At 61.3% G+C, this 21,211-nt stretch carries 18 protein-coding genes and 2 pseudogenes; 6 read left to right on the top strand and 14 right to left on the bottom strand.

Translation table 11 applies throughout. The annotated features are described in order from the left end of the window. Nucleotides 1–2: 2 nt before the first annotated feature. Complete coding sequence (locus LRP30_RS16015) at nucleotides 3–1,076, bottom strand: ABC transporter ATP-binding protein (protein WP_249760984.1); 1,074 nt, start codon at nucleotides 1,074–1,076, stop codon at nucleotides 3–5. 99 nt (nucleotides 1,077–1,175) lie between these two features. Beyond that, complete coding sequence (locus LRP30_RS16010) at nucleotides 1,176–2,360, bottom strand: extracellular solute-binding protein (RefSeq protein WP_091889296.1); 1,185 nt, start codon at nucleotides 2,358–2,360, stop codon at nucleotides 1,176–1,178. A gap of 155 nt (nucleotides 2,361–2,515) precedes the next feature. On the opposite strand from LRP30_RS16010, the gene LRP30_RS16005 reads away from it, so the two are divergent. The 4 genes from LRP30_RS16005 (at nucleotide 2,516) to LRP30_RS15990 (ending at nucleotide 6,097) form a co-directional block, all read left to right on the top strand. Next, nucleotides 2,516–3,289, top strand: a complete 774-nt coding sequence (locus LRP30_RS16005; protein WP_249760983.1) for a 3-ketoacyl-ACP reductase — start codon at nucleotides 2,516–2,518, stop codon at nucleotides 3,287–3,289. Further along, nucleotides 3,289–3,777, top strand: coding sequence for a MaoC family dehydratase (locus LRP30_RS16000; RefSeq protein WP_091889300.1), 489 nt, complete (start codon nucleotides 3,289–3,291; stop codon nucleotides 3,775–3,777). The genes LRP30_RS16005 and LRP30_RS16000 overlap by 1 nt, the downstream gene beginning before the upstream one ends. A gap of 47 nt (nucleotides 3,778–3,824) precedes the next feature. Continuing rightward, nucleotides 3,825–4,949 (top strand): dihydrodipicolinate synthase family protein, encoded by a 1,125-nt coding sequence (locus tag LRP30_RS15995; protein WP_249761768.1) that lies wholly within the window; start codon nucleotides 3,825–3,827, stop codon nucleotides 4,947–4,949. A gap of 80 nt (nucleotides 4,950–5,029) precedes the next feature. Further along, nucleotides 5,030–6,097, top strand: a complete 1,068-nt coding sequence (locus LRP30_RS15990; protein WP_249760982.1) for a LacI family DNA-binding transcriptional regulator — start codon at nucleotides 5,030–5,032, stop codon at nucleotides 6,095–6,097. Nucleotides 6,098–6,310: 213 nt separating this feature from the next. On the opposite strand, the gene LRP30_RS15985 is transcribed toward LRP30_RS15990, so the two are convergent. Further along, entirely contained in the window at nucleotides 6,311–7,228 is a 918-nt protein-coding gene (locus LRP30_RS15985; protein ID WP_249760981.1) for an NmrA/HSCARG family protein, read from the bottom strand. A gap of 77 nt (nucleotides 7,229–7,305) precedes the next feature. On the opposite strand from LRP30_RS15985, the gene LRP30_RS15980 reads away from it, so the two are divergent. Beyond that, nucleotides 7,306–8,358 carry a LysR family transcriptional regulator gene (locus LRP30_RS15980; RefSeq protein WP_249760980.1) on the top strand — a complete coding sequence of 351 codons (1,053 nt, stop codon included), beginning with the start codon at nucleotides 7,306–7,308 and terminating at the stop codon, nucleotides 8,356–8,358. Nucleotides 8,359–9,413: 1,055 nt separating this feature from the next. Here the strand turns inward: LRP30_RS15980 and LRP30_RS15975 are convergent. The 7 genes and pseudogenes from LRP30_RS15975 to LRP30_RS15940 form a co-directional block, all read right to left on the bottom strand. Beyond that, a pseudogene (locus LRP30_RS15975) lies at nucleotides 9,414–9,554 on the bottom strand (aldo/keto reductase); the annotation flags it as partial. 12 nt (nucleotides 9,555–9,566) lie between these two features. Then, nucleotides 9,567–11,681: a xanthine dehydrogenase family protein molybdopterin-binding subunit gene (locus LRP30_RS15970; RefSeq protein WP_249760979.1), complete on the bottom strand. Its 2,115-nt coding sequence runs from the start codon at nucleotides 11,679–11,681 to the stop codon at nucleotides 9,567–9,569. Then, on the bottom strand, nucleotides 11,678–12,655 hold the full coding sequence (locus tag LRP30_RS15965) for a xanthine dehydrogenase family protein subunit M (RefSeq protein ID WP_249760978.1): 978 nt from the start codon (nucleotides 12,653–12,655) through the stop codon (nucleotides 11,678–11,680). Before LRP30_RS15965 ends, LRP30_RS15970 begins: the two co-directional genes overlap by 4 nt. Before the next feature lie 2 nt (nucleotides 12,656–12,657). Beyond that, complete coding sequence (locus LRP30_RS15960; protein ID WP_249760977.1) at nucleotides 12,658–13,284, bottom strand: 2Fe-2S iron-sulfur cluster-binding protein; 627 nt, start codon at nucleotides 13,282–13,284, stop codon at nucleotides 12,658–12,660. Nucleotides 13,285–13,513: 229 nt separating this feature from the next. Next, the gene (locus LRP30_RS15955; protein ID WP_249760976.1) at nucleotides 13,514–14,488 is read right to left on the bottom strand and encodes an AraC family transcriptional regulator; all 975 of its coding nucleotides are present in this window, start codon (nucleotides 14,486–14,488) and stop codon (nucleotides 13,514–13,516) included. 200 nt (nucleotides 14,489–14,688) lie between these two features. Continuing rightward, a pseudogene (locus tag LRP30_RS15950) lies at nucleotides 14,689–15,202 on the bottom strand (ATP-binding protein). 825 nt (nucleotides 15,203–16,027) lie between these two features. After that, nucleotides 16,028–17,500, bottom strand: coding sequence for an SLC13 family permease (locus LRP30_RS15940; protein ID WP_249760973.1), 1,473 nt, complete (start codon nucleotides 17,498–17,500; stop codon nucleotides 16,028–16,030). 137 nt (nucleotides 17,501–17,637) lie between these two features. On the opposite strand from LRP30_RS15940, the gene LRP30_RS15935 reads away from it, so the two are divergent. Then, nucleotides 17,638–18,546 (top strand): LysR substrate-binding domain-containing protein, encoded by a 909-nt coding sequence (locus LRP30_RS15935; RefSeq protein ID WP_249760972.1) that lies wholly within the window; start codon nucleotides 17,638–17,640, stop codon nucleotides 18,544–18,546. A gap of 102 nt (nucleotides 18,547–18,648) precedes the next feature. On the opposite strand, the gene LRP30_RS15930 is transcribed toward LRP30_RS15935, so the two are convergent. From LRP30_RS15930 to LRP30_RS15915, 4 genes are read right to left on the bottom strand one after another with little or no spacing between them, the layout of a single operon-like run. Next, nucleotides 18,649–19,353, bottom strand: coding sequence for an NrsF family protein (locus LRP30_RS15930; RefSeq protein WP_249760971.1), 705 nt, complete (start codon nucleotides 19,351–19,353; stop codon nucleotides 18,649–18,651). Between the two features lie 4 nt (nucleotides 19,354–19,357). Further along, nucleotides 19,358–19,876 (bottom strand): sigma-70 family RNA polymerase sigma factor, encoded by a 519-nt coding sequence (locus tag LRP30_RS15925; RefSeq protein ID WP_249760970.1) that lies wholly within the window; start codon nucleotides 19,874–19,876, stop codon nucleotides 19,358–19,360. 46 nt (nucleotides 19,877–19,922) lie between these two features. Then, nucleotides 19,923–20,651, bottom strand: a complete 729-nt coding sequence (locus tag LRP30_RS15920) for a cytochrome c biogenesis protein CcdA (protein WP_249760969.1) — start codon at nucleotides 20,649–20,651, stop codon at nucleotides 19,923–19,925. A gap of 17 nt (nucleotides 20,652–20,668) precedes the next feature. After that, a complete protein-coding gene (locus LRP30_RS15915) occupies nucleotides 20,669–21,052 on the bottom strand; it encodes a thioredoxin family protein (protein ID WP_249761767.1) in 384 nt (127 codons plus the stop codon). Between the last annotated feature and the right edge of the window lie 159 nt (nucleotides 21,053–21,211).

The raw sequence follows: 21,211 nt of genomic DNA, 5'->3' as shown, positions 1-21,211 counted from the left end.
CCTCACACTTGTTCGCTGAAGACCAGGACGCGGTCCGGAGCTGCCCGCAGGTGAATGCCTGAACCCAATGCCACCGCATGGTCCGACCTGAAGACGAGGTCGATACCGTCCAAGGTGCGGGCGGTCCCGACGAATTCGCGACCTCGGTATTCGATGGTCTCGACCTGCGCGGCGAAGGAATTCGCACCGGGCTCACCGGTGGTTAGGTCGTCCGCACGGATTGCGGCATAGGCTTCCGATCCGTCCTGCACGGACGCTCGCATGACGCCGGTGACTTCGCTATCGCCAACCGCCAGCGTGGCTCTGGTGCCGGATTGGCGGATTACCTTGCCCTTGATACGATTCCGGAATCCCATGAAGTCCGCGACATCGATATGGGCCGGCTTCTCGTAGAGCTCGTTTGGCGTTCCGACCTGGCGGATGACGCCGTCCTTCAGCACGACGATACGGTCAGCGAGCGAGAGAGCCTCGTCCTGATCGTGCGTCACGTAGATCGTGGTCGCCCCGAGCGTGTTGTGGATGCGCCGGATCTCTGCGCGCATCTCCAGGCGGAGCTTGGCATCGAGGTTCGACAGCGGCTCGTCCATGAGTACGAGCGGCGGCTCGATGACGATTGCTCGCGCAATCGCGACGCGCTGCTGCTGACCACCCGAGAGCTGGCCGGGCAGTTTCTGCGCGTGTCCGGTAAGGCGGACCAGAGCCAAGGCCTCATCGACCTTCCGCGAGATCTCCGCCTTCGGCACTCCCCGCATTTTCAAGCCGAATCCGACATTCTGCTTTACGGTGAGGTGCGGGAATAGCGCGTAGCTCTGAAAGACCATGCCGAAGCCACGCTCTTCTGGCCTCAGCGTGTCGATGCGGCGCTTGTCGAGCCAGATGGCTCCCCCGGTGACGGGAAGCAGGCCGGCAATGCAGTTCAGTGTGGTCGACTTTCCGCAGCCGGACGGCCCAAGCAGCGCGATGAACTCGCCGCGCTTTACGGTGAGCGTCACATCCTTAAGGGCGTTCAATGAACCGAACTCGCGGCGAACCTGATCGAGGCGCAGCTCGTCGAATTTCTGAAGGGCGATGGTCATGGATTCTGATCCCTTGAACCGATGGCGCAGCTTGTGTGGTGGCCAATATCGAAAGAGCGGAGCTGCCCGTTTCGTCGGGCAGCCCCCAGTCGAGGGAGACTACTTGCGCTTCGCGCCGCCGATTTCCTCGTCCCAGCGCCGGAACGCGGCGACGAGCTGATCGGCCTGAAGCTGGATCTCGAGAGGAGCGGCTCCGATCAGACGATCGTAGTCGGGCCAGCCGAATTCCTTGATCACCTCCTGGCTCTCCTTGGGAGCCATCGCGAGCGTCGAAGCCTTCACGGAGGGACCTGGATAGAAGTAACCCTCGTCGTAAGCGAAGGCCTGCTGCTCAGGCTTGAGCATGTGCTTGAGCAGATCGATGATGACCGGCAATTTCTCTGGCGCGACACCCTTCGGCACTGCGAAGAACATGGCGTCGGAGACCCAGTGGAAGCCATCCAACGCGAAAAGCCCCGCCTCCTTGGGCACAATACCGAGCACGCGCGGGTTGATGTACCAGCCGACCGTGGAGACGATCATGTCCCGTGTTCCGTCTCCGAGCTCCTTCATCGTCTGCCCGGTCCCGGAAGGGTAGTATTCGATGTTTTCACCCAGGGCCTTCAGATAGGCCCAGGTCTTGTCCCATCCCTTGACGGGGTCGGAGGGGTCCTTATCCCCGAGGAGATACGGAAGCCCCATCAGGAAGGTGCGGCCGGGTCCAGAGTTCGCCGGCCTGGCGTAAAGAAACCGGTTCTTGTTCTCGCGCGCGTAAGCAAGCAGCTCATCGGCGGTTTTAGGCACCTTCTTCACTCGGCCCGGCATGTACTCGAACAGTGGGCCCGAGGGCGAATACGCAATCTCCATGCCCTGCCCCTTCGCCAGAGCCTGCATCTTGAGGGCACCTACGTCGTAGATGTCTTCGGGCTTGGGCAGCGCGCCCGCATATTGCGGCAACAGCTCCTGCCATAGCTGCTGCTCGATGCCCGCAAACAGCCCGTCGGTGCCAGTGAGCACAATGTCGATATCGACACGATTGGCTGACTGCTGTGCCTTCAACTTGCTCGCCAGCTCCGGCGCCGGCGCCTTTGTGTAGGCGATCCGCGAGACGAGCTTGGCGTTCTGCTGCCGATAAGCATCAATGGATTTCTGGCTCAGCGCGAGATTGCCGGCGACATCGATCACGTTCAGCGCAACGGGCGACGACGGCATCGGCCCGAGTCCCTGAGCTTTCGCGCCCACAGCCATCAGCCCAAAGGCACCCATTCCAGCTACGACTGTGCGGCGATCTACGCGACGATCCATTGGGCCCTCTCCTGCCTGGTTGCGATGATTTTGCTTGCTTGTTTTACTAGAACGATCTACTAGATCGATCTACTAGACCGATTTAGTAACAGCACTCTCCGGTTTTGGCAAGTGCCAATCGCGACCGGCTCAACGAAACAGATTGGGGAAGGCCTATGAACGACCAGGGACGTCCGCGGGCTTTGGTAACCGGGGCGGGGCGCGGCATAGGGCGCGCTATCGCTCTCGCGCTGTCGGGCGCTGGGTTCGCGGTGGTGGTGAACGACCTGCCGAATTCAACGGATCTTGCCGAAACCGTCGCGGCTATCCGCAGGCAAGGCGGAGACACAAAGCCCCTCCCCTTCGACGTTTCGAACCTGGGAGATCACGAGCAAGTCGCCGAGGAAGCATGGAATGCCTTCGGCGGCCTTGAATGCCTCGTCAACAATGCCGGAGTCTCCGTGGGGGTGCGGGACGATCTCTTGAAGATGACCCGCGAGAGCTATGACCGGGTCATGGCGATCAACCTGCGGGGACCTTTCTTTCTGACCCAGGAGGTCGCGCGCCGCATGATCCGCGCAAACTCATCGTCATTCCGCAGCATCGTCACGGTGTCCTCGATCAATGCGGAGTTCGCGTCGATCGACAGGGGCGAATACTGCATCTCCAAGACAGGGCTTTCCATGATGGCCCAGCTCTTCGCGATCAGACTCGCCGAGCATGGCATCGGATCATACGAGATCCGGCCTGGGATTATCCGGACCCAGATGACGGCTGTTGCCCGAGAAAAGTATGACCGCCTCATCAGCGAGGGGCTGACTCCGATCAAGCGCTGGGGCGAGCCCGAGGATATCGGAAGGGCCGCGGCCATGTTGGCGAGCGGTCAGCTTCGCTATTCGACGGGCGAAGTCGTTCGTGTTGACGGCGGCCTTGCGCTCAGGAGCTTGTGATGGCCAGTTCGGGACGCTTCCTATCCGCCGGCGAATACTGGTTCGAGGATCTCGCCACAGGCGATCATTACGAAACCGGGCATCTCGTCGTGACAGACGCCCATATCGTTGCCTTCGCCGGACTGTCCGGCGACTTCTTTGACGTCCACATGGACGACGAGTTCGCCAAGTCCCTGGGCTTTCCTGCGCGGGTCGCGCACGGGCTTCTGGGTTTGGCATTGACGGACGGCCTCAAGAACCGGTCTGCCGTTCGGATCATGGCGATCGCATCACTCGGCTGGAACTGGCGATTTCGGGCGCCGATCTTCGCAGGAGATCGCATCGGAGCAAGCGTGCGGGTCGCAAGCATTCGACTGTCGAGCAAAGGGCAAGGCATCATCGCCCTCGCATTCGAAGTCCTGAAACAGGATGGAACGGTCGTGCAGGACGGAGAAACGACCTTGCTCGCCCGCCGCAGAACATCTCACGAGGAAGGTAGCGCAAAATGACTGTCTTTCGACTCCCCGGTGACGACGGCCGCTTCGACGAATTCGCCATGCCCGCGCCTGCGACGTGGCAAACGGCAAAGCCGAACCAGCCACTGGCCCGCATCGCGTTATCTGCTGGACATGTCGTGTCCAATCCGCGCGCCGACATTTCGCCCATGCGCGATGTCGCCATCGACTTCGAAGCCACCCAGCGTTTCCGAGACTATCTTTGGGATCTCGGCTTGGGCGTCGCCGAAGCCATGGATACGGCACAACGCGGTATGGGACTTAATTGGCCGTCGGCACAAATTCTGATCCGCAACACCGTCGAGAGCGCCAAGGCGCGGCCTGGCGCCGTCGTGTTCTCTGGCGTCGGTACCGATCACATCGATCCGGCTGGAGCGAGCCTTGATGCGGTGCTGAAGGCCTATTCGGAGCAACTTTCGTTCGTTCAAGGAATTGGCGGACGCGTGATCTTGATGGCCAGCCGAGCGCTGGTACGCGCAGCACGGAGTCCCGCCGACTACGTCGAGGTATACAGACGGGTGCTGGCCGAAGCGGACCAACCCGTGATCCTGCATTGGCTTGGCGACATGTTCGATCCGGCCCTTGCCGGGTACTGGGGCCACCACGACGTTGCCGCGGCCATGGACACCTGTCTCGGCATGATTGCAGACAATGCCAAGAAGATCGACGGCATCAAGATTTCACTTCTTGACGAAAAGCACGAGATCGCAATGCGCCGACGGTTACCCTCCACCGTCAAGATGTACACTGGCGACGACTTCAACTATCCTGAACTGATCGCTGGTGACGAACAGGGTTTCAGTCACGCATTGCTCGGAATTTTCGATGCCATCGCACCGGCAGCTTCCGCCGCCCTATTGGCGCTGGGCAACGAGAACCGCGCCGCGGGCACCAAGGCGTTCCGCGAAATCCTCGATCCGACAGTTGCGTTGTCGCGCGAGCTGTTCCGGGCCCCAACCCAATACTACAAGACAGGCATCGTCTTCCTGGCCTACCTGAACGGACACCAGGATCACTTCACAATGCTCGGCGCCCAGCAAGGCGCACGCTCCATCCTGCACCTTTCTCGTGTCTTTCGGCTTGCAGCGTCGATCGGGCTGTTCGCGGATCCCGCCCGCGCAGCGGATCGTATGCGGAGGATATTGGCCCTCCATGGTATGGAGTGACGGAGAAGCTTGACGACTGCCGTCTCCTGTGGATGGTGAGCTAACGGCTATGAGAGGCCGAGATCAGGGATGCTGGCACAGTGGATGCGAAGGTAAAATCCGGTAGCCCTCGACCGACGTTGCTGGACATTGCCAAAGCCAGCGGCGTGTCCAAGGCAACGGTATCCCTCGTCCTGCGGAACAGCCCGAGCATTCCGGAGCGGACTCGCGAAAAGGTTCTGGAAGCGGCCAAAAGCCTCGGCTACGTCTATAATCGTGGAGCCGCGAGCCTTCGCCTGCCCCACACGCGAATGATCGCACTGGCGGTCAATAATCTTACCAACCCCTATTTCGCTGAGATTGTCGCGGCAATCGAGGATGCCCTCACGGCTGAGAACCGCATCGTCCTTATGTCCAACTCGGGCGAATCGGTGGCTCGGCAAAGCGCCTTTATCGATACTGTGCGAGAGTACAATGTCGATGGGCTGCTGATGGTCCCGGCAGTCGGAACCGACGCGGCCTTCATCAACTCGTTGCATGCGCTGCACCTACCCTGCGTGCTTGTCTCGCGCACAGTGCCGGGCGCGAAAGTCGATTTCGTCTCTCCGGACCATCGCGGCGGCATGATGAAGGCGATGGACCATCTCATCGGACTTGGTCACACGCGTATCGGCATGATCGGCTCGAACTCGAATATCTCGACGGGGCGTGATCGTTTCGCGGGCTATCGTCAGGCTCTTGCCAAACATGGCATTCCACTCGAACCGCGCCTAGTGCTATCCGGCGCTGAGACCCGCGACGTGGGGATGGCACAAGTGCTCGAGCTTCTGGATCTTCCTGAACCGCCGACAGCGGTCGTATGCTTCAACGATATTGTCGCCTTTGGCGCCATGCTCGGTCTGCGCTCGCTCAATTTGACGCCCGGCGAGGATTTTTCCGTCGTCGGCTTTGACGACATTGCAGAAGCGACCCTATGGCGCCCGGCTTTGACGACCGTCGCGATCCCAAGGGCCAACGTCGGCAAGGTCGCCACGCAATTGCTGTTGCAGCGCATCAGCAACAGGGATGGGCCATACAAATCAACTCTCATCCCAACAGAGCTGATCGTCCGTGACACGACTTGCCCTCCCCCGGCAAAGCCGCCGAGAAAGCGACGATCCCCCTCCTGACACGCGCTGGCATATAGCCTCACTCGCTCGGTGCGCCTTAGAAGCCACCGGAACGAACGCCAACGCGGTCAACACAAGATAGGCCAGTAGTGGCCTAAGTTAGAGAACCAACTCCATACCTGCCCCGCGCGCCATCAGATTGGCGTGTCTCGCGACGTTCGGGTGGACCATTGGCGCGAGCACGCCGTGTGTGACTTGAAGCGCCGTGATGGTTTATGCAGGGGTAGCTGCCTTGAGCCGGAAATTGTCCTGAGCCCATGATGCAAATGTAGTCGGCGTCTTGCCGGCAACTTTGTTCGCTAGAGCGATCTCATCGTCGTGTGAGCCCGGGCCCAGGTAGGTATATGTCTCGTAGTAGGCCAGGGTCTCCCCTAACGCGTCAGCGCCGGGGAAGAAGCCTGCGTACACCTCCCGAGGCACTCGGGTGAACGAGAGTTTATGGCCCAACTGCTTCAACGCGCTCAGGAGGTCGTTGAAGCTCAGGAAGTCGCCGACCAACGGCAGATATGCGCCGTTGCGGGTTTCTTCCGGGTGTGCGAACGCGCCGGCCACGATGTCACCCAGCTCGTTGATGTCACCCATGTGAAAGCAGCGTATTGTGGAATCGATCGGCAGCACCCAGCCAAAGCTTCCGTCCTGCTGCTTTTGCGGACCGAATGGTCCCGAGAAGTTCTGGTAGTAGGCAGGCGGCACGACAAAGGTGTAACGCGGAAATCCGGCATCCCTCACAATCCGGTCAACCTTCGCCTTACCCGTGAATTGCGGAAGGTTAAACTTGCCGCCGCTGATCGCCTCGACGTTTGGAAGGGTCGACCAGATCAGATGGTTGACGCCTGCAGCTTTCGCGGCCTGAATTGCCGCTGCCGCCTGCTTGATCTCGTCGTTGCCTTCTTGCCAGAAGTTGGTGACGAGAAAGACGCCGTGCGCGGCTTTCAGGGCCTCTGCAAGCGTCTCTGGCCGTTCCAGATCCGCTGCGACAACCTCGTCGGCGACGCCCTTGTACTTGCCCGGGTCGCGCGAGAGCGCGCGCACATTGAACTGGCCGTCGGCCTTGAGAGCACGCACCACGCCGGTTCCTTGATTTCCCGTCGCACCGAACACGGCGATCACTTTCTTTTCGTTGGATACCATCTGTAGCTCTTCGTTTTCAGGTTGCGGCGCCCGCGCGAACCGCGGGACCGGTCCTCTCGATCATCTCCAGCTACACCTTGCGCCGGATCGAAATTCGTAACAATGCTTCAACAATTGACATCATTCGCCAGGATTTGATCCATATGAGCGATCCCGTGGAAACCGCGGAACTCGTCGCCTTCACCAAAACGGTCGAAGCCAAATCCCTCTCACGTGCCGCTGCCGAGCTGCGCGTCCCGCGCGCGACTGTGAGCCGCCGTCTCGCTCGCCTCGAGGAGCGTCTCGGCGCGCGCCTCCTCCGCCGCACCACGCGAACCCTCGTCCTCACTGATATTGGTGAGGTATTCTATCGGCAGGCCTGCATCGCGCTCGAGGCCGTGCGCCTTGCCGAGCAGAGCGTGCGGATGACGGACGACGTCGTGCGCGGCGATTTACGCGTCTCGGTGCCTCCGATGATGAGCGTTAGCTTCCATGCGATGCTCTGCGAGTTCGCGAGGCGCTACCCCGAGCTGCGCGTCCATGTCCACACGTCGAATCAGCTCGTTGACATCCTCCACGGCGGCTACGACGTCGCGCTGCGTGCCAGCAGCCAGATCCAGCCCGGTCTCATCGCGCGCACGCTCTTCCGCGACCCGATGATCGCCGTAGCGGCGCCCGCATACCTGGCCGATCGCGGCACGCCACGTACGCAACGCGATCTGCGGACCCATCGCTGTCTTCTTGGCTTCGCGCGCGGCGAGCTGCCGGAGACCCACTGGCCCATGGCTTCCGGGGGCAAGCTCCACGTCGACGGCGCGTTCTTCTCGAACGATATCGCCCTGTTGTGCGACGCCGCCATAAGCGGGCTTGGCATCGCGCTCCTCCCACGTGGCCTCGTGTCGCCGCACTTGGAAAGGGGCGCGCTCGTGCAGGTGCTCGCCGGCCTCGTCGGCGCCGAGTTGCAGATCGCGCTCGTCTACCCTGAGCGCAAATTCTTGCCGCCGCAGGTGCGCGCGTTCATCGAGGCGGTCGCCACCTGGGTACCGCGCGAACTTGCCGCGAACAAGCGCCCATCGCCGCCCGAGCTGTCGGGCGTTGCTGCGAAGAAGGCCGCGCGCCACTCTCCCCGCAAAAGGGGCTTTAGCACTTAAGAGCTGAGCGCGCTGCTTGTCGCCGATCTGGAAGCCTGGATGCGCGAGAAACGTGCCAAGCTCTCACACCGCGAGGCGACCGGTTCTCAGTGTCCGCCTCGACGGAAGGGTGTCGTAGGCAACCATATCTACAATTGACCAACGCGAGTATGAGAATAACTCACGTACGCGGTCCTTGAGGCCCGATTTATCCGGGTATGCCACCAACTTCCATCTCGGACCCGCTTACGACGATAGCGAATACGAAACTCGGCCTGATCTGCGGTTCGCCATGAAGCGAGTCGGCGCGCTCAGCCATCGAGACCGCCTCGCCGCAGCCATTCGCGCGCGGGCGATTTCCGAGGTCTCACAGGATGATCCGGTCATGGACAACCTGGGCCAATCATCATGCAAGCCTGTTAGGTGGATACCTGCACGATCCGGGGCTGTACGGGAAACGTCCACGGCGACATGGGACGAAATCGTCGCCTTCTGTGCTGCCGCGGTCGATCGAATCACAGGTGCAGCTACGCGAATGTACAGCGTGGACTGGCGCTTTCCGCGACCGATCTAGCGCTTCAGAGAACCCTGCTCACTCCGGCTGTCGCGAGATCTTTTTTGATCTCCCAGTGCACACGTCGCGCTCACGTCACCCCAACCGTTCGAAACGACTGAATTCTCGCTCCAATCCATGACTGGGCAACCTGCAGAGCCTCACCTTTGAATGGGGGCTATTGGGTACAGCCGATGAAGCTCCAGACGCATCCGTCGAGCGAACACGATCGCACAAGATCGTAGATTAGCGCGCAAAATCGTACCGTGGAGCGGGTGAAGCGCTCCGGCTCAAACCTCTCATTCTATTTATTTCAGAAATACCAAATAGTTATACCTCTTCCAAATTTTTGTGTTGGACGTATTGTTGGACGTTTCGTTCGACGCTCAACATGGGATTCGCGGCCGGCGACCCGTGATCAAAACCCGCCCGCGGCGCTCCGAACAGGGTACGCAAGAACCAAGGTCTCGCCGTTCTGCTCGGAATGCCTTCGCGTCTGAATGCTACCTACAGTTCAGTCTGCTCATCGCGTTCTGGGAATGAATCCTGGCACGCCGGTCTGCACGACTGCATTGAACCTGGCGCTCGTGGTAATGCCGTTCCGAATCTCCTCCATGGCGTCTTCAGGGAGAGCCGAAATACCAAAGCTCTCCTGGATGCGCTGAAGCCATGGCAACTATGCAGTCAGCACGTCTTCGATCCGGATCGGCAGGGTGCGTACACGCTTGCCAGTAGCATGAAAGACCGCATTGGCGATGGCCGGGGCCATGCCGACCAGCGCAATCTCGCCGAGGCCTTTGACGCCAAGGGCATTCACGTAGGGATCCACCTCTTCGACGAAATGCGCCTCAAGCTCAGGAACATCAAGATTCACCGGCATGAGGTAGTCGGCCATATGCGCGTTGACCGGGCGACCGTCGCGCGGATCCAGGACCGTCCGTTCCATAAGCGCCATGCCAATGCCGCCGATCATGCCGCCCGTGCATTGACTCCTGGCGAGTCGCGGATTGATGACACGACCGATGCCATAAGCGCCCACCGCACGGCGCACCCGGATTGTGCCGACGTCGGGATCGATAGCCACCTCCACAAAGACGGCCCCGAAGGAATGCATGGAAAAGCGGCTCGCGATATCAGGATCGCGCTCAGCAGAAGCCGTAGCCTCGACGGGTCGGCTGCTCTGAGGGCGCTTTACGGCTTCCTCTTGCACGGCAATGCAGGCGGCACGGATCGCAGAGCCGACCGAGGCCATCGTCCATGAGCCACCATGGGATGGAGCCGGCGGATAGTCAGAGCGGCCAAGGCTGAAGCGCACCCGTTCAACGGGCAGCCCCAGAGTCTCAGCAGCAACCTGCGTCATCGACGTATAGGTGCCGGGACCCATGTCGCTTGCCGCGACTTCAACTTCGGCCGTGCCGTCCGCAAGCAGCCGAGCCCGCGCGTTCGCCGGCGCATGGAAGGCCGGATAGCTCGCCGAAGCCACACCCATGCCGACCAGCAGCCGGCCATCGCGCATCGAACGCGGTTCTGGTATCCGGCGCGACCAGCCGAAACGTTCGGCGGCGAGGTCATGGCATTTCATCAGGGAACGGCTGGAGAAAGGCTTGTTCTTACCCTCATCGATCGCCGGATCGTTGCGCCGCCGCAGATCTATCGGATCGATCCCGAGCTTGTACGACAGCTCATCTATGGCACATTCGAGCGCAAGGACGCCGCTTGCCTCGCCGGGACCACGCATATGGTTCGGGGTGCCGATATCGAGTGGCAGCAGCCGGTAGCGGGTCCGCACGTTCGGCGTAGAGTACAGGAAGGTCGTGACCGAAGTCAGGGCCTCCATGAATTCTTCGTAGCGGCTCGTCTCTCCGGTGCCTTCGTGGACAATGCTGGTGAGCTTGCCATCCGCCGTGGCCGCGAGAGCCATCCGCTGCAGGGTGCGGGGCCGATGGCCCGTCGTAAAGAACATTTGCTTGCGTGTGAGCGCGAGCTTGACGGGACGCCCCACTTGTCGCGCCGCCATGGCCGCAAGCGTCACATGCGGCCACGTCCTGAGCGACGTACCGAAGGCGCCGCCGATAAACGGACAGATCACCTGTACGTTCTCGGGCGGCAGGCCAAAGATGGCTGCGATCTCGGCCTGTTCGTTGACGACGAACTGGCTCTTGCTCCACAGCGTCAGCCGATTGCCATTCCAGGCCGCGACGGTCGCGTGCGGCTCCATTGGATTGTGGTTCTCGCGCGCGATTTCGTAGATCTCATCGACCTTCACCGGCGCATCCGCGAGAGCGCTGTCGGCATTCCCGCGCGCGGTGTCGGCCGGCAACATCGCATCCGGCTGCTTCCCGGCTTCGGGAACGACAGGCCGGGCTTTTGGGTCGGCCGGATCAACGATCGGCCGCTCGGCCGCGTAGGAGATGCGTAACGCCGCAGCCGCGCGCTCCGCCTGGTCGAGCGTATCGGCGATGACGATCGCTACCGGTTGCCCGTAGAAGCGGATGTTGTCATCCTGCAACACATGCAGCCGCTCGCCTGTTGCCGGATCGATGTAGCTCTTGTGGGGTGCGTAGGGCAGACGTGGCGCATTGCGATGAGTGATGACAGCAATGACGCCCGGCATCTTCTCAACCTGCGCGGTGTCGATGCCGGTCACGCGGCCGAGACCGACCGTGGCACCGACTATCACCGCGTAGGCCTGGCCGGGCTGGTTGAAGTCGGCCGCATAGCGCGCGGCGCCCGTGACCTTGGCACGACCATCCACGCGCGGCAGCGGCTTGCCGATCACATTCGTCTTCATGCGGCTTCTCCGGTCATTTCAAGGGCGCGGACGATCGTCCGGGGCAGGAGTTCGAGCTTGTAGTGATTGCCCGAGAGGGGACGGGCTCCTTCGACTGCCAACCGGGCGGCTGTTTCGAACACGTTGCGATCCGGCGCCTTGCCAATCAGTGCTTTCTCCACCGCGCGCAGGCGCCACGGCCGAGTGCCCACACCGCCGACAGCGAGCCGCGCCTCGCGGATTACCCCGCCGCCAATGTCGAGTGCGGCGGCCGCGGACACCAGCGCGAACTCATAGGAGGCGCGGTCGCGCACCTTGAGATAGCGCGCCCGCCGGCTGTACGGGCCACCGGGGACCCGCACCGCGAGGATGAGTTCGCCAGGCAGCAGCGTGTGTTCGAGATGGGGCGTATCGCCTGGCAGGCGAAAGAGTTCCTCGACTGGAAAGGTGCGCTCGCCCCGCGGTCCCCTCACCTGCATCGTAGCTTCGAGGGCGACCAGGACGACGGCGACGTCCGAAGGGTGCGTTGCGACGCAATGATTGCTGGTGCCGAGAATGGCGTGGCCGGCATTGAGACCATCGATCGCGGCGCAACCCGAGTTCGGCGTGCGCTTGTTGCAGGGCGCATCGTGCATCCGGAAATAGGGGCAGCGTACGCGCTGGAGCAGATTGCCGCCGATCGAGGCCATGTTGCGCAGTTGGGGCGATGCGCCCTCGATCAGACTTTCGGCCACGAGCGGGTGCAGGCGCTGCACGTCGGGATGGGCGGCGACATCGGCCATACGGGCCAGCGCGCCGATCACGAGATCGGAGCCCTCGATGCGGATTTCGGAAAGCGGGAGCGTGTTGATGTCGATAAGGTGCTCCGGCCGCTCCACCTCCTCCCGCATGAGGTCGATCAACGTCGTGCCACCGGCGATGAAACGTCCGCCGGATGATGCAGCGGCGATAGCGTCTTGGACGGAGGTCACCTTCTCGAGCGTGAATGGAAGCATGGTCAGGCCCTCTTGGCAGCGTCGGCGACCGCGGCGACGATCCCCGGATAGGCCCCGCAACGGCAGATATTGCCGCTCATCCAGAACCTGATTTCATCCGGCGTGCCCGCATGGCCTTCCGCGATGCAGCCTATGCCCGACATGATCTGTCCCGGGGTGCAGAAGCCACACTGCAAACCGTCATGCTCGACGAATGCAGTCTGGAGCGGATGAAGCTCGCCATTCGTTTCAAGGCCCTCGATCGTCTCGATCAGAGCCCCGTCATGCATCGCGGCCAGTGTCAGGCAGGAGACGATCCGCCTGCCATTAAGAAGCACGGTGCAAGCGCCGCAGGCGCCCTGATTACAGCCCTTCTTCGTGCCGCTGAGATTGAGCGTCTCCCGGAGTACATCGAGCAGTGAGCGGCGGGGGTCCAAGTCAAGCTCATGTTGCTTTCCGTTGACGATCAAGCGGACCCGTCCCTTGGATGCGGTGGGAGGCCGTTCAGCTGAGGGTTGCGCGGCAACTTCCGATGTGGCCGCGAGGGTGGCCACTCCGCCGGCTGTAAGCAGGATCGAACGGCGCGATAATCCGCCACGGCTTTGTTCAGTCTCGACAGCGTCGTCGGTGAACGGGTCAACGTTTTTCATAGTCTCGTCTGCTCGCTTGTGAGGGGATGATGGTTCGCTTGATTGCGACAAGATGGCACCATGATTCCTCTTCGACGCTCGGAGGCGGATCGGATTGCGCCGCGCACGAGTAACGAGCGCAGCCGGGCCACCGCCCCAGAACACCGCGAACTAAGCATGACCCGGATTGGGGGTACCGTTCGGATATTGCGGTGACTATCGCAGTGTTGCGATGAACTGCCGCCGGCGCTTACAGAGCGCGTCGGAATCCCGATGGGGTCACCCCGACAATCGTACGGAAGGCCGCCGTGAAGGCTGACGGCGTCTCGTAACCGACTGCAAGCGCGACCTCTGTGACACTCAGGCCTGAGTGGGCGAGAAGCTCGCGGGCACGGCGCATGCGTTGTACGGTCAACCATGCATGCGGGGTCTGGCCGGTCGAGTGCCGAAATGCCGTGCAGAAGTGGAAGCGGCTCAGGCCGACAAGGGCGGCGAGCTCATTGAGCCCGATATGCTGTTCGAGATTCTCGCGCATGAACGTCGTGACACGCCGCACCTGCCAGCCAGCAAGGCCGCCCTTTCTGACGGGAGCAGGCAAGCTGCCAAATGATGAATGCTCCCGGATCAGCCGCGAGCAGAGAAGATCGATCGCCTGCTCCACGAACAGACGGGACGATGCACTGTCCCGCGTCGCCTCGTGACTCAGAATTTCAAGCAGCCCCGCCACCGCTGGATCGGCGAAAGCCACGCGCGGAAGAATCTCGACACCTCTTCCACCCGCAATCTCGTCGGCGCATATCTGGAGCCGTTCCTGGGTAAGGTAGACATGCGAAACGACCACCGGGCCAGCAATGTTCCAGTGGCCATCAACGCCTCTCGGAATGAGGGTGAAGCCTTTCGAGTTGGTCCTGGAAGTCAGGCGCTTGTTCTCAATCCGCCAGGATATCGCGTGCTGTCCTTCGTGGCAGCCGACCGCGACGTGCCCAGCAACGCCGCGCATGTAATCCTCTTGCAACCCGCCATGCGCCCACTTCCGGGTCAGGCGCGTATCGCCGTGCAAAACCTCAGGCACCAGTACCGGCGGCTCGTCCAGGATGCGGGCCATTTCAATGGCAGCATCAGGACTTGAGTGGTCCGCTGCAGATCGGCGCAGGCCGCGTGAATTCGGCGCAGCTCGCTGGTCCAAACTGTCGCCCTCCTCGAGCTGGTAATATACTGGAATCATTGAGATTGAGGCTCAATTATACCAAAGGGCCCGCATGGCATACGAAGGTTGACAAAAGTCCGCGACCTCGCCGGTGCCGTCCGCGGATCTGCCCACAAACTGGTCAGCGCATCATTGATGGACGCGCGATTCGGGCGATGCCTGGGCCTCGTAGCTTAGTGGTAGCGTGCTACCTCGATCTTCGCTGACCGCCTGTTGTGCTACGCACAGGAGCTCGCCGCTCTCGAAGCCTCCATCGCGCGCCGTTCATAGTTTTCCGCAACGCATGGCATTGACCACGTTGCTGGCCTAACCCTACGGCGCAGCGTGCGCCTGCGCGCGGCGGCCGATCTCGGTAGAGACATCTGCCGTCGCGGAGAAGGGCTCTCGTTTTCGCCCTCCGTGTCCGCTTTCTCGGACCGCCGGCATTGGACGACGTATTCAGCGGAAATGGTCTCGTCTCGCTCTGGAGGCAGGCCGAATTGAAAAACGGCACCCCGAGTTTCATTCGCGCCCGCCCTTATGCGTCCCCCGTGCGCTTCCACGATCGAACGGCAAATTGATAATCCCATGCCCATGCCACTGGGCTTGGTCGTGTAGAATGGATCGAAGACGTGCAAGGCTCGCCGGATCCAGCCCCGGGCCCGAATCTCGCAAGCTGACGAGCACGCCATTCAGGGCATCTCTCTCAGTGCAGATCAGCAACTCACGCGGCTCCTCGCGGAAGGCGCTCATCGCCTCGACGGCGTTGAAGATCAAGTTGAGGACCACTTGTTGCAGTTGGACCCGATCTACTCGAATGAGCGGCAAGCCGTCCGCGAGTTGCGTCGGCACCGAGACGCCGTTCTTCATCACTTCGCCATGGGTCAGAGCTATGACCTCAAGCACGGCCGCGTTGATCTCCACTCGCCGCGGAGGCGCCTTCTTGATAAGTACCTGGATCCGACCAATGATCTCGCCGGCTCGCAGGCCATCACTTATGATCCAGCCAAGCGTTGTCGGACCCGATTCAGTTCTGGCGGTTGAGCGCCGCCAGACCAGCCAGAACTCTGGCCAACCATGGAGGAGTAGAAGCCGCCTTCCTCCTTTGCCGAAACGAGCGACATTGAAAAGCAGATCGCCGAATGGAATTCGGTGCTGCTCAATACCCACGGCTTCTGCTGCCGCGAAAGCTTCCTTTAGCGCCGACATCGCCTCTCCAGAAAAATCTATATGGGAGGACTCCGATGCTCTGAGGCAAATGTCCAATAGAGCCTGAATAACATTCTAGACGTACTGAATATGGATGCCGTCACCACGCTTATTTGCATCACGAAGAGAGCTTCTACGACATCTCAGCCACTTCACGGTCCCCACGGCAGCTCAGCTCTTACGCTCTTCGCGATCAATGTTGAAAGGTCACAGCCCTCGAGGAAAGCGAGCGAAAAACAGCCATCAGATCGGCGCCTGCAGTCGCTCGGTGCGTTGATGGTGGAGCGGGCGCTGAGATCCGTGTAATATGTCTCGACGTCGATGCCGCTATCAGCGGACGCATACGACACAGGAGCGATTTTCAGTTTTTCAGATTACTCCAAGCAACCGCCACCACAGATAGTCCAGCGGGAGCAGCAGCAGCAATGTCAGGATTGCCAGCCGTACGCCAAGGCGAGACGCATCCAGCACACTGACCTTCCCCAATCCGATTGCCACGGCGATCGGCGGCGCCTGATAGGAAAACAGGACCGTCGAGAAGCCAAGCACCTGGATCATGAGAACGGTATTGAGCGGCAATCCAGTTGCCTGCACGAGATCGTTCGCTAACGCGGTGTAAATCGCACCGACTGCATTCGCACTGGCAACGAGAGAGATGGCGAGCGATAGCAAAACCAGCAGCACAAAATTCCAGGCATTCTCGCCAGCACGAAGCGGCAGAAAGCTGAGGACAGCTTTGGACAAGGACGTCGCAAGACCCGTCTCGGAAATAACGGCGACCACGCCGAGAAGTGCCGCGACGTAAAGCACTGTACGATGATTGACGTCGTTGAACGCCTCTGGACCGATCACGGCGACGCCGGGAAGCAGACAGACAACAGCCGCAGCCAAACCCACCCACGCCGGGGCTAATCCGTGCACGCCCTCGGTCAACCAGAGCCCCAGTGTCGCGATGAGAATCACTGCAAGACGGCGCTCGGCGGCCGACATTGGAGGTTGGACTGAGGTCAGTGAGATGGGAGCGCGCGATACGGGACCGTCGACCACAGCGCCCTCGATCGCCGCGAGCTTCGGCGAAATGCGATCGGGAAACTGGCGGCATATGAGGCCGGCAAGAACACCGCCCTTGGCTAGTCCGAGCACCGGCGCATGGAGCACCAAGTAATGGATGTACGATAATCGTACGTCGTACAGGGCCTCGATTGCGCCGGCCATCACGAGATTCGGAACATTGGCAGGCAGGATCGTGGTGGAAAGAATAAAGGTGCCGAATCCGACCGCTAGAACGACACCCGTCCGCCCCGGCCTCCCCTCGTCGAGGCCGACTTGATCGGCAATTGCGAGTGCGATGGGGAGCAACAGCGATATCCGTCCGATGTTTGAAGGCATGACGAACGCAAGCCCATAGCTGATCAGCAGAATGCCGATGATCAGCCGGGCATAGGAGGTTGACAGCGGTGCCGCAACTAGGCTTGCGACTCGGCGGCCCAAGCCGGTTTTATTCATGGCTTGCGCGATAACCATTCCGCTCAGCACGAGCCAGAATGCCGACGAAGAGAATCCCGTGAAAATTACATTCGGTGATGCAAGCTGCCCCAGCGAGGCGAGCGCAAAGAATGCCAGGCCCGTGGTGAGCTCTGGCAACGCATTGGTCGCCCAGCTGGCCATGGCGAACGCGACCATGGCGCCTGCTAAGGACTGGCGATGGCTGAACCCGGCTGCCGCGAGGCCCGCACCCACTGCAATAGAGGCAAGAGCGACGACGAGAACAATGACGACTGGCGCTCGCCAGCGTGGTCGTTGCAACATCGCAACCGGCTGCGCAGCCGCGCTTGATGTCACGATTTTCCCCCTCTCCCATATTTCACAGATCACGAATGTTAGCTGCGCATTGCGTGGGTTCATATTCTTAGAAACTGAAGTAAAGCTTCAAAATCTGCGAAGTCTCACCCTCGGTATCTACAAAGGGAAGCGTTGCGATGCGGTTCGACGAGGTCGACCTTGATTTGTTTCGGCACGTCTGCGACGCCGGGAGCATTACCCGCGGAGCAGTTCGAGCCAATTTAGCCCTCACAGCGGCCAGCACCCGGATTCGCAACATGGAGGCACGTCTTGGGGTCGTGCTGCTCGAACGCAAACGGCACGGCATCGTCCTGACGCCGGCCGGGCGTGTTTTGCTGGCGCGCGGGCGAGCGCTGTTGGCGGAAACCGATCGGTTGCGGGAAGAACTCAGCCTGTTTCAAGGCGGGCTTGCAGGGCAAGTGCGCCTTTTTGCCAACACCAACGCCTACACCAGTTTCTTACCTGATCTGTTCAGCGGCTTTCTGCTTCAGCATCCGCAGATCGACATCCGTATCGCGGAGCGTACCAGCGAGGCCATCATCGGCTTGGTTGCCGACGGCACGGCCGATGTCGGAGTGGTGGCGGCGGAGACAGACCTTGGCGGCCTCGACGCCAGGCCATTCGCCACAGATCGCTACGTTGTGATCACGCCAGTCGGCCATTCCTTAACCGAATGCGCCCCGGTCGATTTCAGCCGCGTCCTCGATTTTCCATTCGTCGCCGGTCCCAGCCATGGCCTCTTCACCGCGAAGGCCCAACGCCTCGGGCGCCAGATCAAGACCCGGATCAAGATGCGCGACGACGCTCAGGTCTGCCAGCTCGTCTCAGAGGGCGTCGGCATCGGCATCGTGTCGCTGTCGAACGCCCGCCGCGCTGCGGGGTCGTGGTCGATCGGACAAGTGGCATTGACCGATCCCTGGACCGAGCGTCGCATGTTTGCCTGTGTTCGCGCAAAGGACTCGCTGTCGCGCCCAGCGAAGCTTTTGTTCGAGCACCTCACAAAAGTCGACGCAGTCGTGGCTCAAGCGTTATCGGATGCTCAGTGAGCAGCAGCATGATTCCGGCTTGCAGGCAAGGTCGTCGATCTGGCCATTGCCATCGTTTGCCCCCTGCTTCGCAGGGCGCCGGCACAAAGACAATTCGCGGTGTTACCGCCCGGCCAACTTCGGAGGTGGACGCATTTCACCGGTCGGACCGGGGCCGGCCGTGACCGCCATCCTCGTCAGGACACGCCGACCAACGATAGCCTCAATGATCACAATCACCACTGCCGTTCCAAGATTCCACATCAGGTTCATGATGGTGGCATCGAGGCGATAAAGCAACGACATGGCCGTCGAAGTCATGCCCGCAACGGCCAGTCCGGCTGCCAACGTCACCAGGGCCGGGCGCAGGCGGGCGGCGTGACGTAACATCACAAAAATCGATGCCGACAGTGGCAGGCTGACGAGAAGCACCGTGGCGAAGCACTGAAAAGCCGCGCCCATCCGCAGGCTGCCCGCGTCGTAACTGACCCAGTCTGTCAGGCAACCATAGCCAAGGGTTGCCATCCACACCGCAAGCGGCGGCAGCGGAAGCATCAACCAGGACCGCGAACGGTCGGGCAGGCTTGCCATCAGGCAACTCAAGGCGGCCAGCGCGCCCGTCAGAAAGGAGGCCGTAGTCCCAACGACGAAAGACGGGTTGCGCAGCTGGTTTGCGATGTCCGACCGAAGACCATGTTCGACGGCGAGCAGGACCACGACGACGAGTGCGATCAGGAGCCAACAGCCGGCCCGGAAGAGCGGAGGATGAATGACGCGCACTGGCCGCGCGGCGTTCGCCAAGCTCTGGATGAGGTCAGTGGTATCCATCCTTTTAGTTGCCTCCCTCGCCCAGGAGGCGCCTGAGCGCCTTGATGCCCCGATGGGCAGAAACCTTCAAAGACGCAATCGACATTCCGCTCTGTTCGGCGGCCTCCTTCAATGACCTCTCCTGCAACTTCAGAAGCGTGATGGCCTCGCGCTGGCCCTGCGGAAGTGCCAGTAGGGCGGCGTCCATAGCTCGACCATCCAGTGCCAGCTCACTATGCTGGTCGGGGGCGGCAAAGGCTTCGTGCTCGGTTTCCAACATCACTTCTCCTGCCGCCACGCGCCCCAGAGCGCGCAAGCGATCCGCAACACGATGCCGCGCGATACCAGCCAGCCAAGGCTTGAACGGGCGTGACGGGTCGTATGTGTGCCGAACCTCATGCAGTGTCAGCAGGATATCCTGGACGGTATCTTCGGCATCGCTCGCGTTGCGATGCGCCCGGTTCGCAATCATTCGCAGATAGGGCGTGATGCCGAGCAACAGGCGGTGATAGGCATTTGTGTCTCCACGTTGCCCCAGCACCATGAGTGCCGTCCACTCCTGCGGGTCCGCCGCACGCAAACCGGACACCTCAAAACCGCGTGGTGAGGTCGGTCAGCCAGGCCGGTGACGCGGCGACAAGCGCGGCTTCCAGTGCGTGATCCGCGCCGGTCAGGATAAGAACTGCAACGGTCACCGCGCTTCCGCCTAGCAAGAGCTTGCCCGCCTTTCCAGCATTCATCATTTTGCCCCGCCAGCGCATCATCGCCGTTCGGGAAAGCGATCCAACGATGAGCAAGGGGACACTCGTTCCCAACCCGAATGCAACCATGACGGCTGCCACGCTTACGAGATCGTGGCCCTGGGCCGCAAGCACCGACGCAGCGCCGAGCGTCGGCCCCACGCAGGGGCTCCAGACGGCGCCCAGCAGAACGCCCACCGCAAACTGCCCCCTGACACCGGTCGGGGTCACGCGGGCGATGAGCCGGCTTGCGGCATTGCTGACGCCGCCGGTGGCCATCGCGAAGCGCTGCTGCAATACGCCGCTCAGCAGGAGGGCCCCTAATCCAGCCAACAGGACGGCGGAAATGTCGCGAAACACATCGCCGTCGAGGCCGATAGCGAAGCCTATCGTGGCAACGAACAACCCGATGCTGGCGAAAGACAGCACAAGACCCGCGACCAATGCGGGGACACCTAAGCGATGCACGGCCAGCGCAGGCCCGAGCACGAGCGGCAGCAGTGGCAGGACGCAAGGGGACAGGGTCGAGAGTATGCCCGCGACGAATCCGAACCCGATGCTGGCGAATGGCAAGGTCACGACGATATTCCCTGGGTCTAGTCGTTCGCCTTCTCGAGGAGCGTCTTGATCGAATTGGCATCGGTATCACCGGTTGAGCGCCCCTTTTCGGCGGCACCGTGGAACACGATCAGTGTGCTTTGCTTCTGGGCGCCCATGGCCCGGACAATGTCCTTTTGAGTGTCGAAATCGACTTTGTACACGACCAGATCCTTGAACGCGGCTTCGTTCTCGAGGCTGCTCAGGATCGGCCTCTGCTTGGCACAATACGGGCACCAGGGGGCAGTGATGTGGACCAGGATCGGCTTACCCTGATGCTGGGCGGCATCGAACGCCTGCTGCGTGAACGGCACCTCTGTCGCAGCGAAAGCGGCGGAGCCGAAACCCGCAGGAAGACCCAGAGCCAACACGGCCACAGCCATCATCCTCGTGAAATGCATCGCAATCTCCTGGCAGCTTATGAACGTCCCGGCAAACGCTGCCAGGCTCGTGATCTAAGGTTCCGATCTATCTGCCAAAAGGTTACAGCGTCGGTGGCCAAATTTCGTATTGGCACGTCGCAATACAGACTTGGTCCGGCT

The organism is Bradyrhizobium sp. C-145 (genome assembly GCF_023375135.1).
Taxonomy (GTDB): Bacteria; Pseudomonadota; Alphaproteobacteria; order Rhizobiales; family Xanthobacteraceae; genus Bradyrhizobium; species Bradyrhizobium zhanjiangense.
Note: the sequence above shows the minus strand (reverse complement) of the source record. Positions and strands in the feature narration are given on the sequence as shown.

What these genes read in the sequence shown, in the direction of transcription:
- LRP30_RS16015 (WP_249760984.1), bottom strand. Translation starts at nt 1,076, where the DNA reads ATGACCATCGCCCTTCAGAAATTCGACGAGCTGCGCCTCGATCAGGTT.
- LRP30_RS16010 (WP_091889296.1), bottom strand. Translation starts at nt 2,360, where the DNA reads ATGGATCGTCGCGTAGATCGCCGCACAGTCGTAGCTGGAATGGGTGCC.
- LRP30_RS16005 (WP_249760983.1), top strand. Translation starts at nt 2,516, where the DNA reads ATGAACGACCAGGGACGTCCGCGGGCTTTGGTAACCGGGGCGGGGCGC.
- LRP30_RS16000 (WP_091889300.1), top strand. Translation starts at nt 3,289, where the DNA reads ATGGCCAGTTCGGGACGCTTCCTATCCGCCGGCGAATACTGGTTCGAG.
- LRP30_RS15995 (WP_249761768.1), top strand. Translation starts at nt 3,825, where the DNA reads ATGCCCGCGCCTGCGACGTGGCAAACGGCAAAGCCGAACCAGCCACTG.
- LRP30_RS15985 (WP_249760981.1), bottom strand. Translation starts at nt 7,228, where the DNA reads ATGGTATCCAACGAAAAGAAAGTGATCGCCGTGTTCGGTGCGACGGGA.
- LRP30_RS15970 (WP_249760979.1), bottom strand. Translation starts at nt 11,681, where the DNA reads ATGAAGACGAATGTGATCGGCAAGCCGCTGCCGCGCGTGGATGGTCGT.
- LRP30_RS15965 (WP_249760978.1), bottom strand. Translation starts at nt 12,655, where the DNA reads ATGCTTCCATTCACGCTCGAGAAGGTGACCTCCGTCCAAGACGCTATC.
- LRP30_RS15960 (WP_249760977.1), bottom strand. Translation starts at nt 13,284, where the DNA reads ATGAAAAACGTTGACCCGTTCACCGACGACGCTGTCGAGACTGAACAA.
- LRP30_RS15955 (WP_249760976.1), bottom strand. Translation starts at nt 14,488, where the DNA reads ATGATTCCAGTATATTACCAGCTCGAGGAGGGCGACAGTTTGGACCAG.
- LRP30_RS15935 (WP_249760972.1), top strand. Translation starts at nt 17,638, where the DNA reads ATGCGGTTCGACGAGGTCGACCTTGATTTGTTTCGGCACGTCTGCGAC.
- LRP30_RS15930 (WP_249760971.1), bottom strand. Translation starts at nt 19,353, where the DNA reads ATGGATACCACTGACCTCATCCAGAGCTTGGCGAACGCCGCGCGGCCA.
- LRP30_RS15925 (WP_249760970.1), bottom strand. Translation starts at nt 19,876, where the DNA reads ATGGTGCTGGGGCAACGTGGAGACACAAATGCCTATCACCGCCTGTTG.
- LRP30_RS15915 (WP_249761767.1), bottom strand. Translation starts at nt 21,052, where the DNA reads ATGGCTGTGGCCGTGTTGGCTCTGGGTCTTCCTGCGGGTTTCGGCTCC.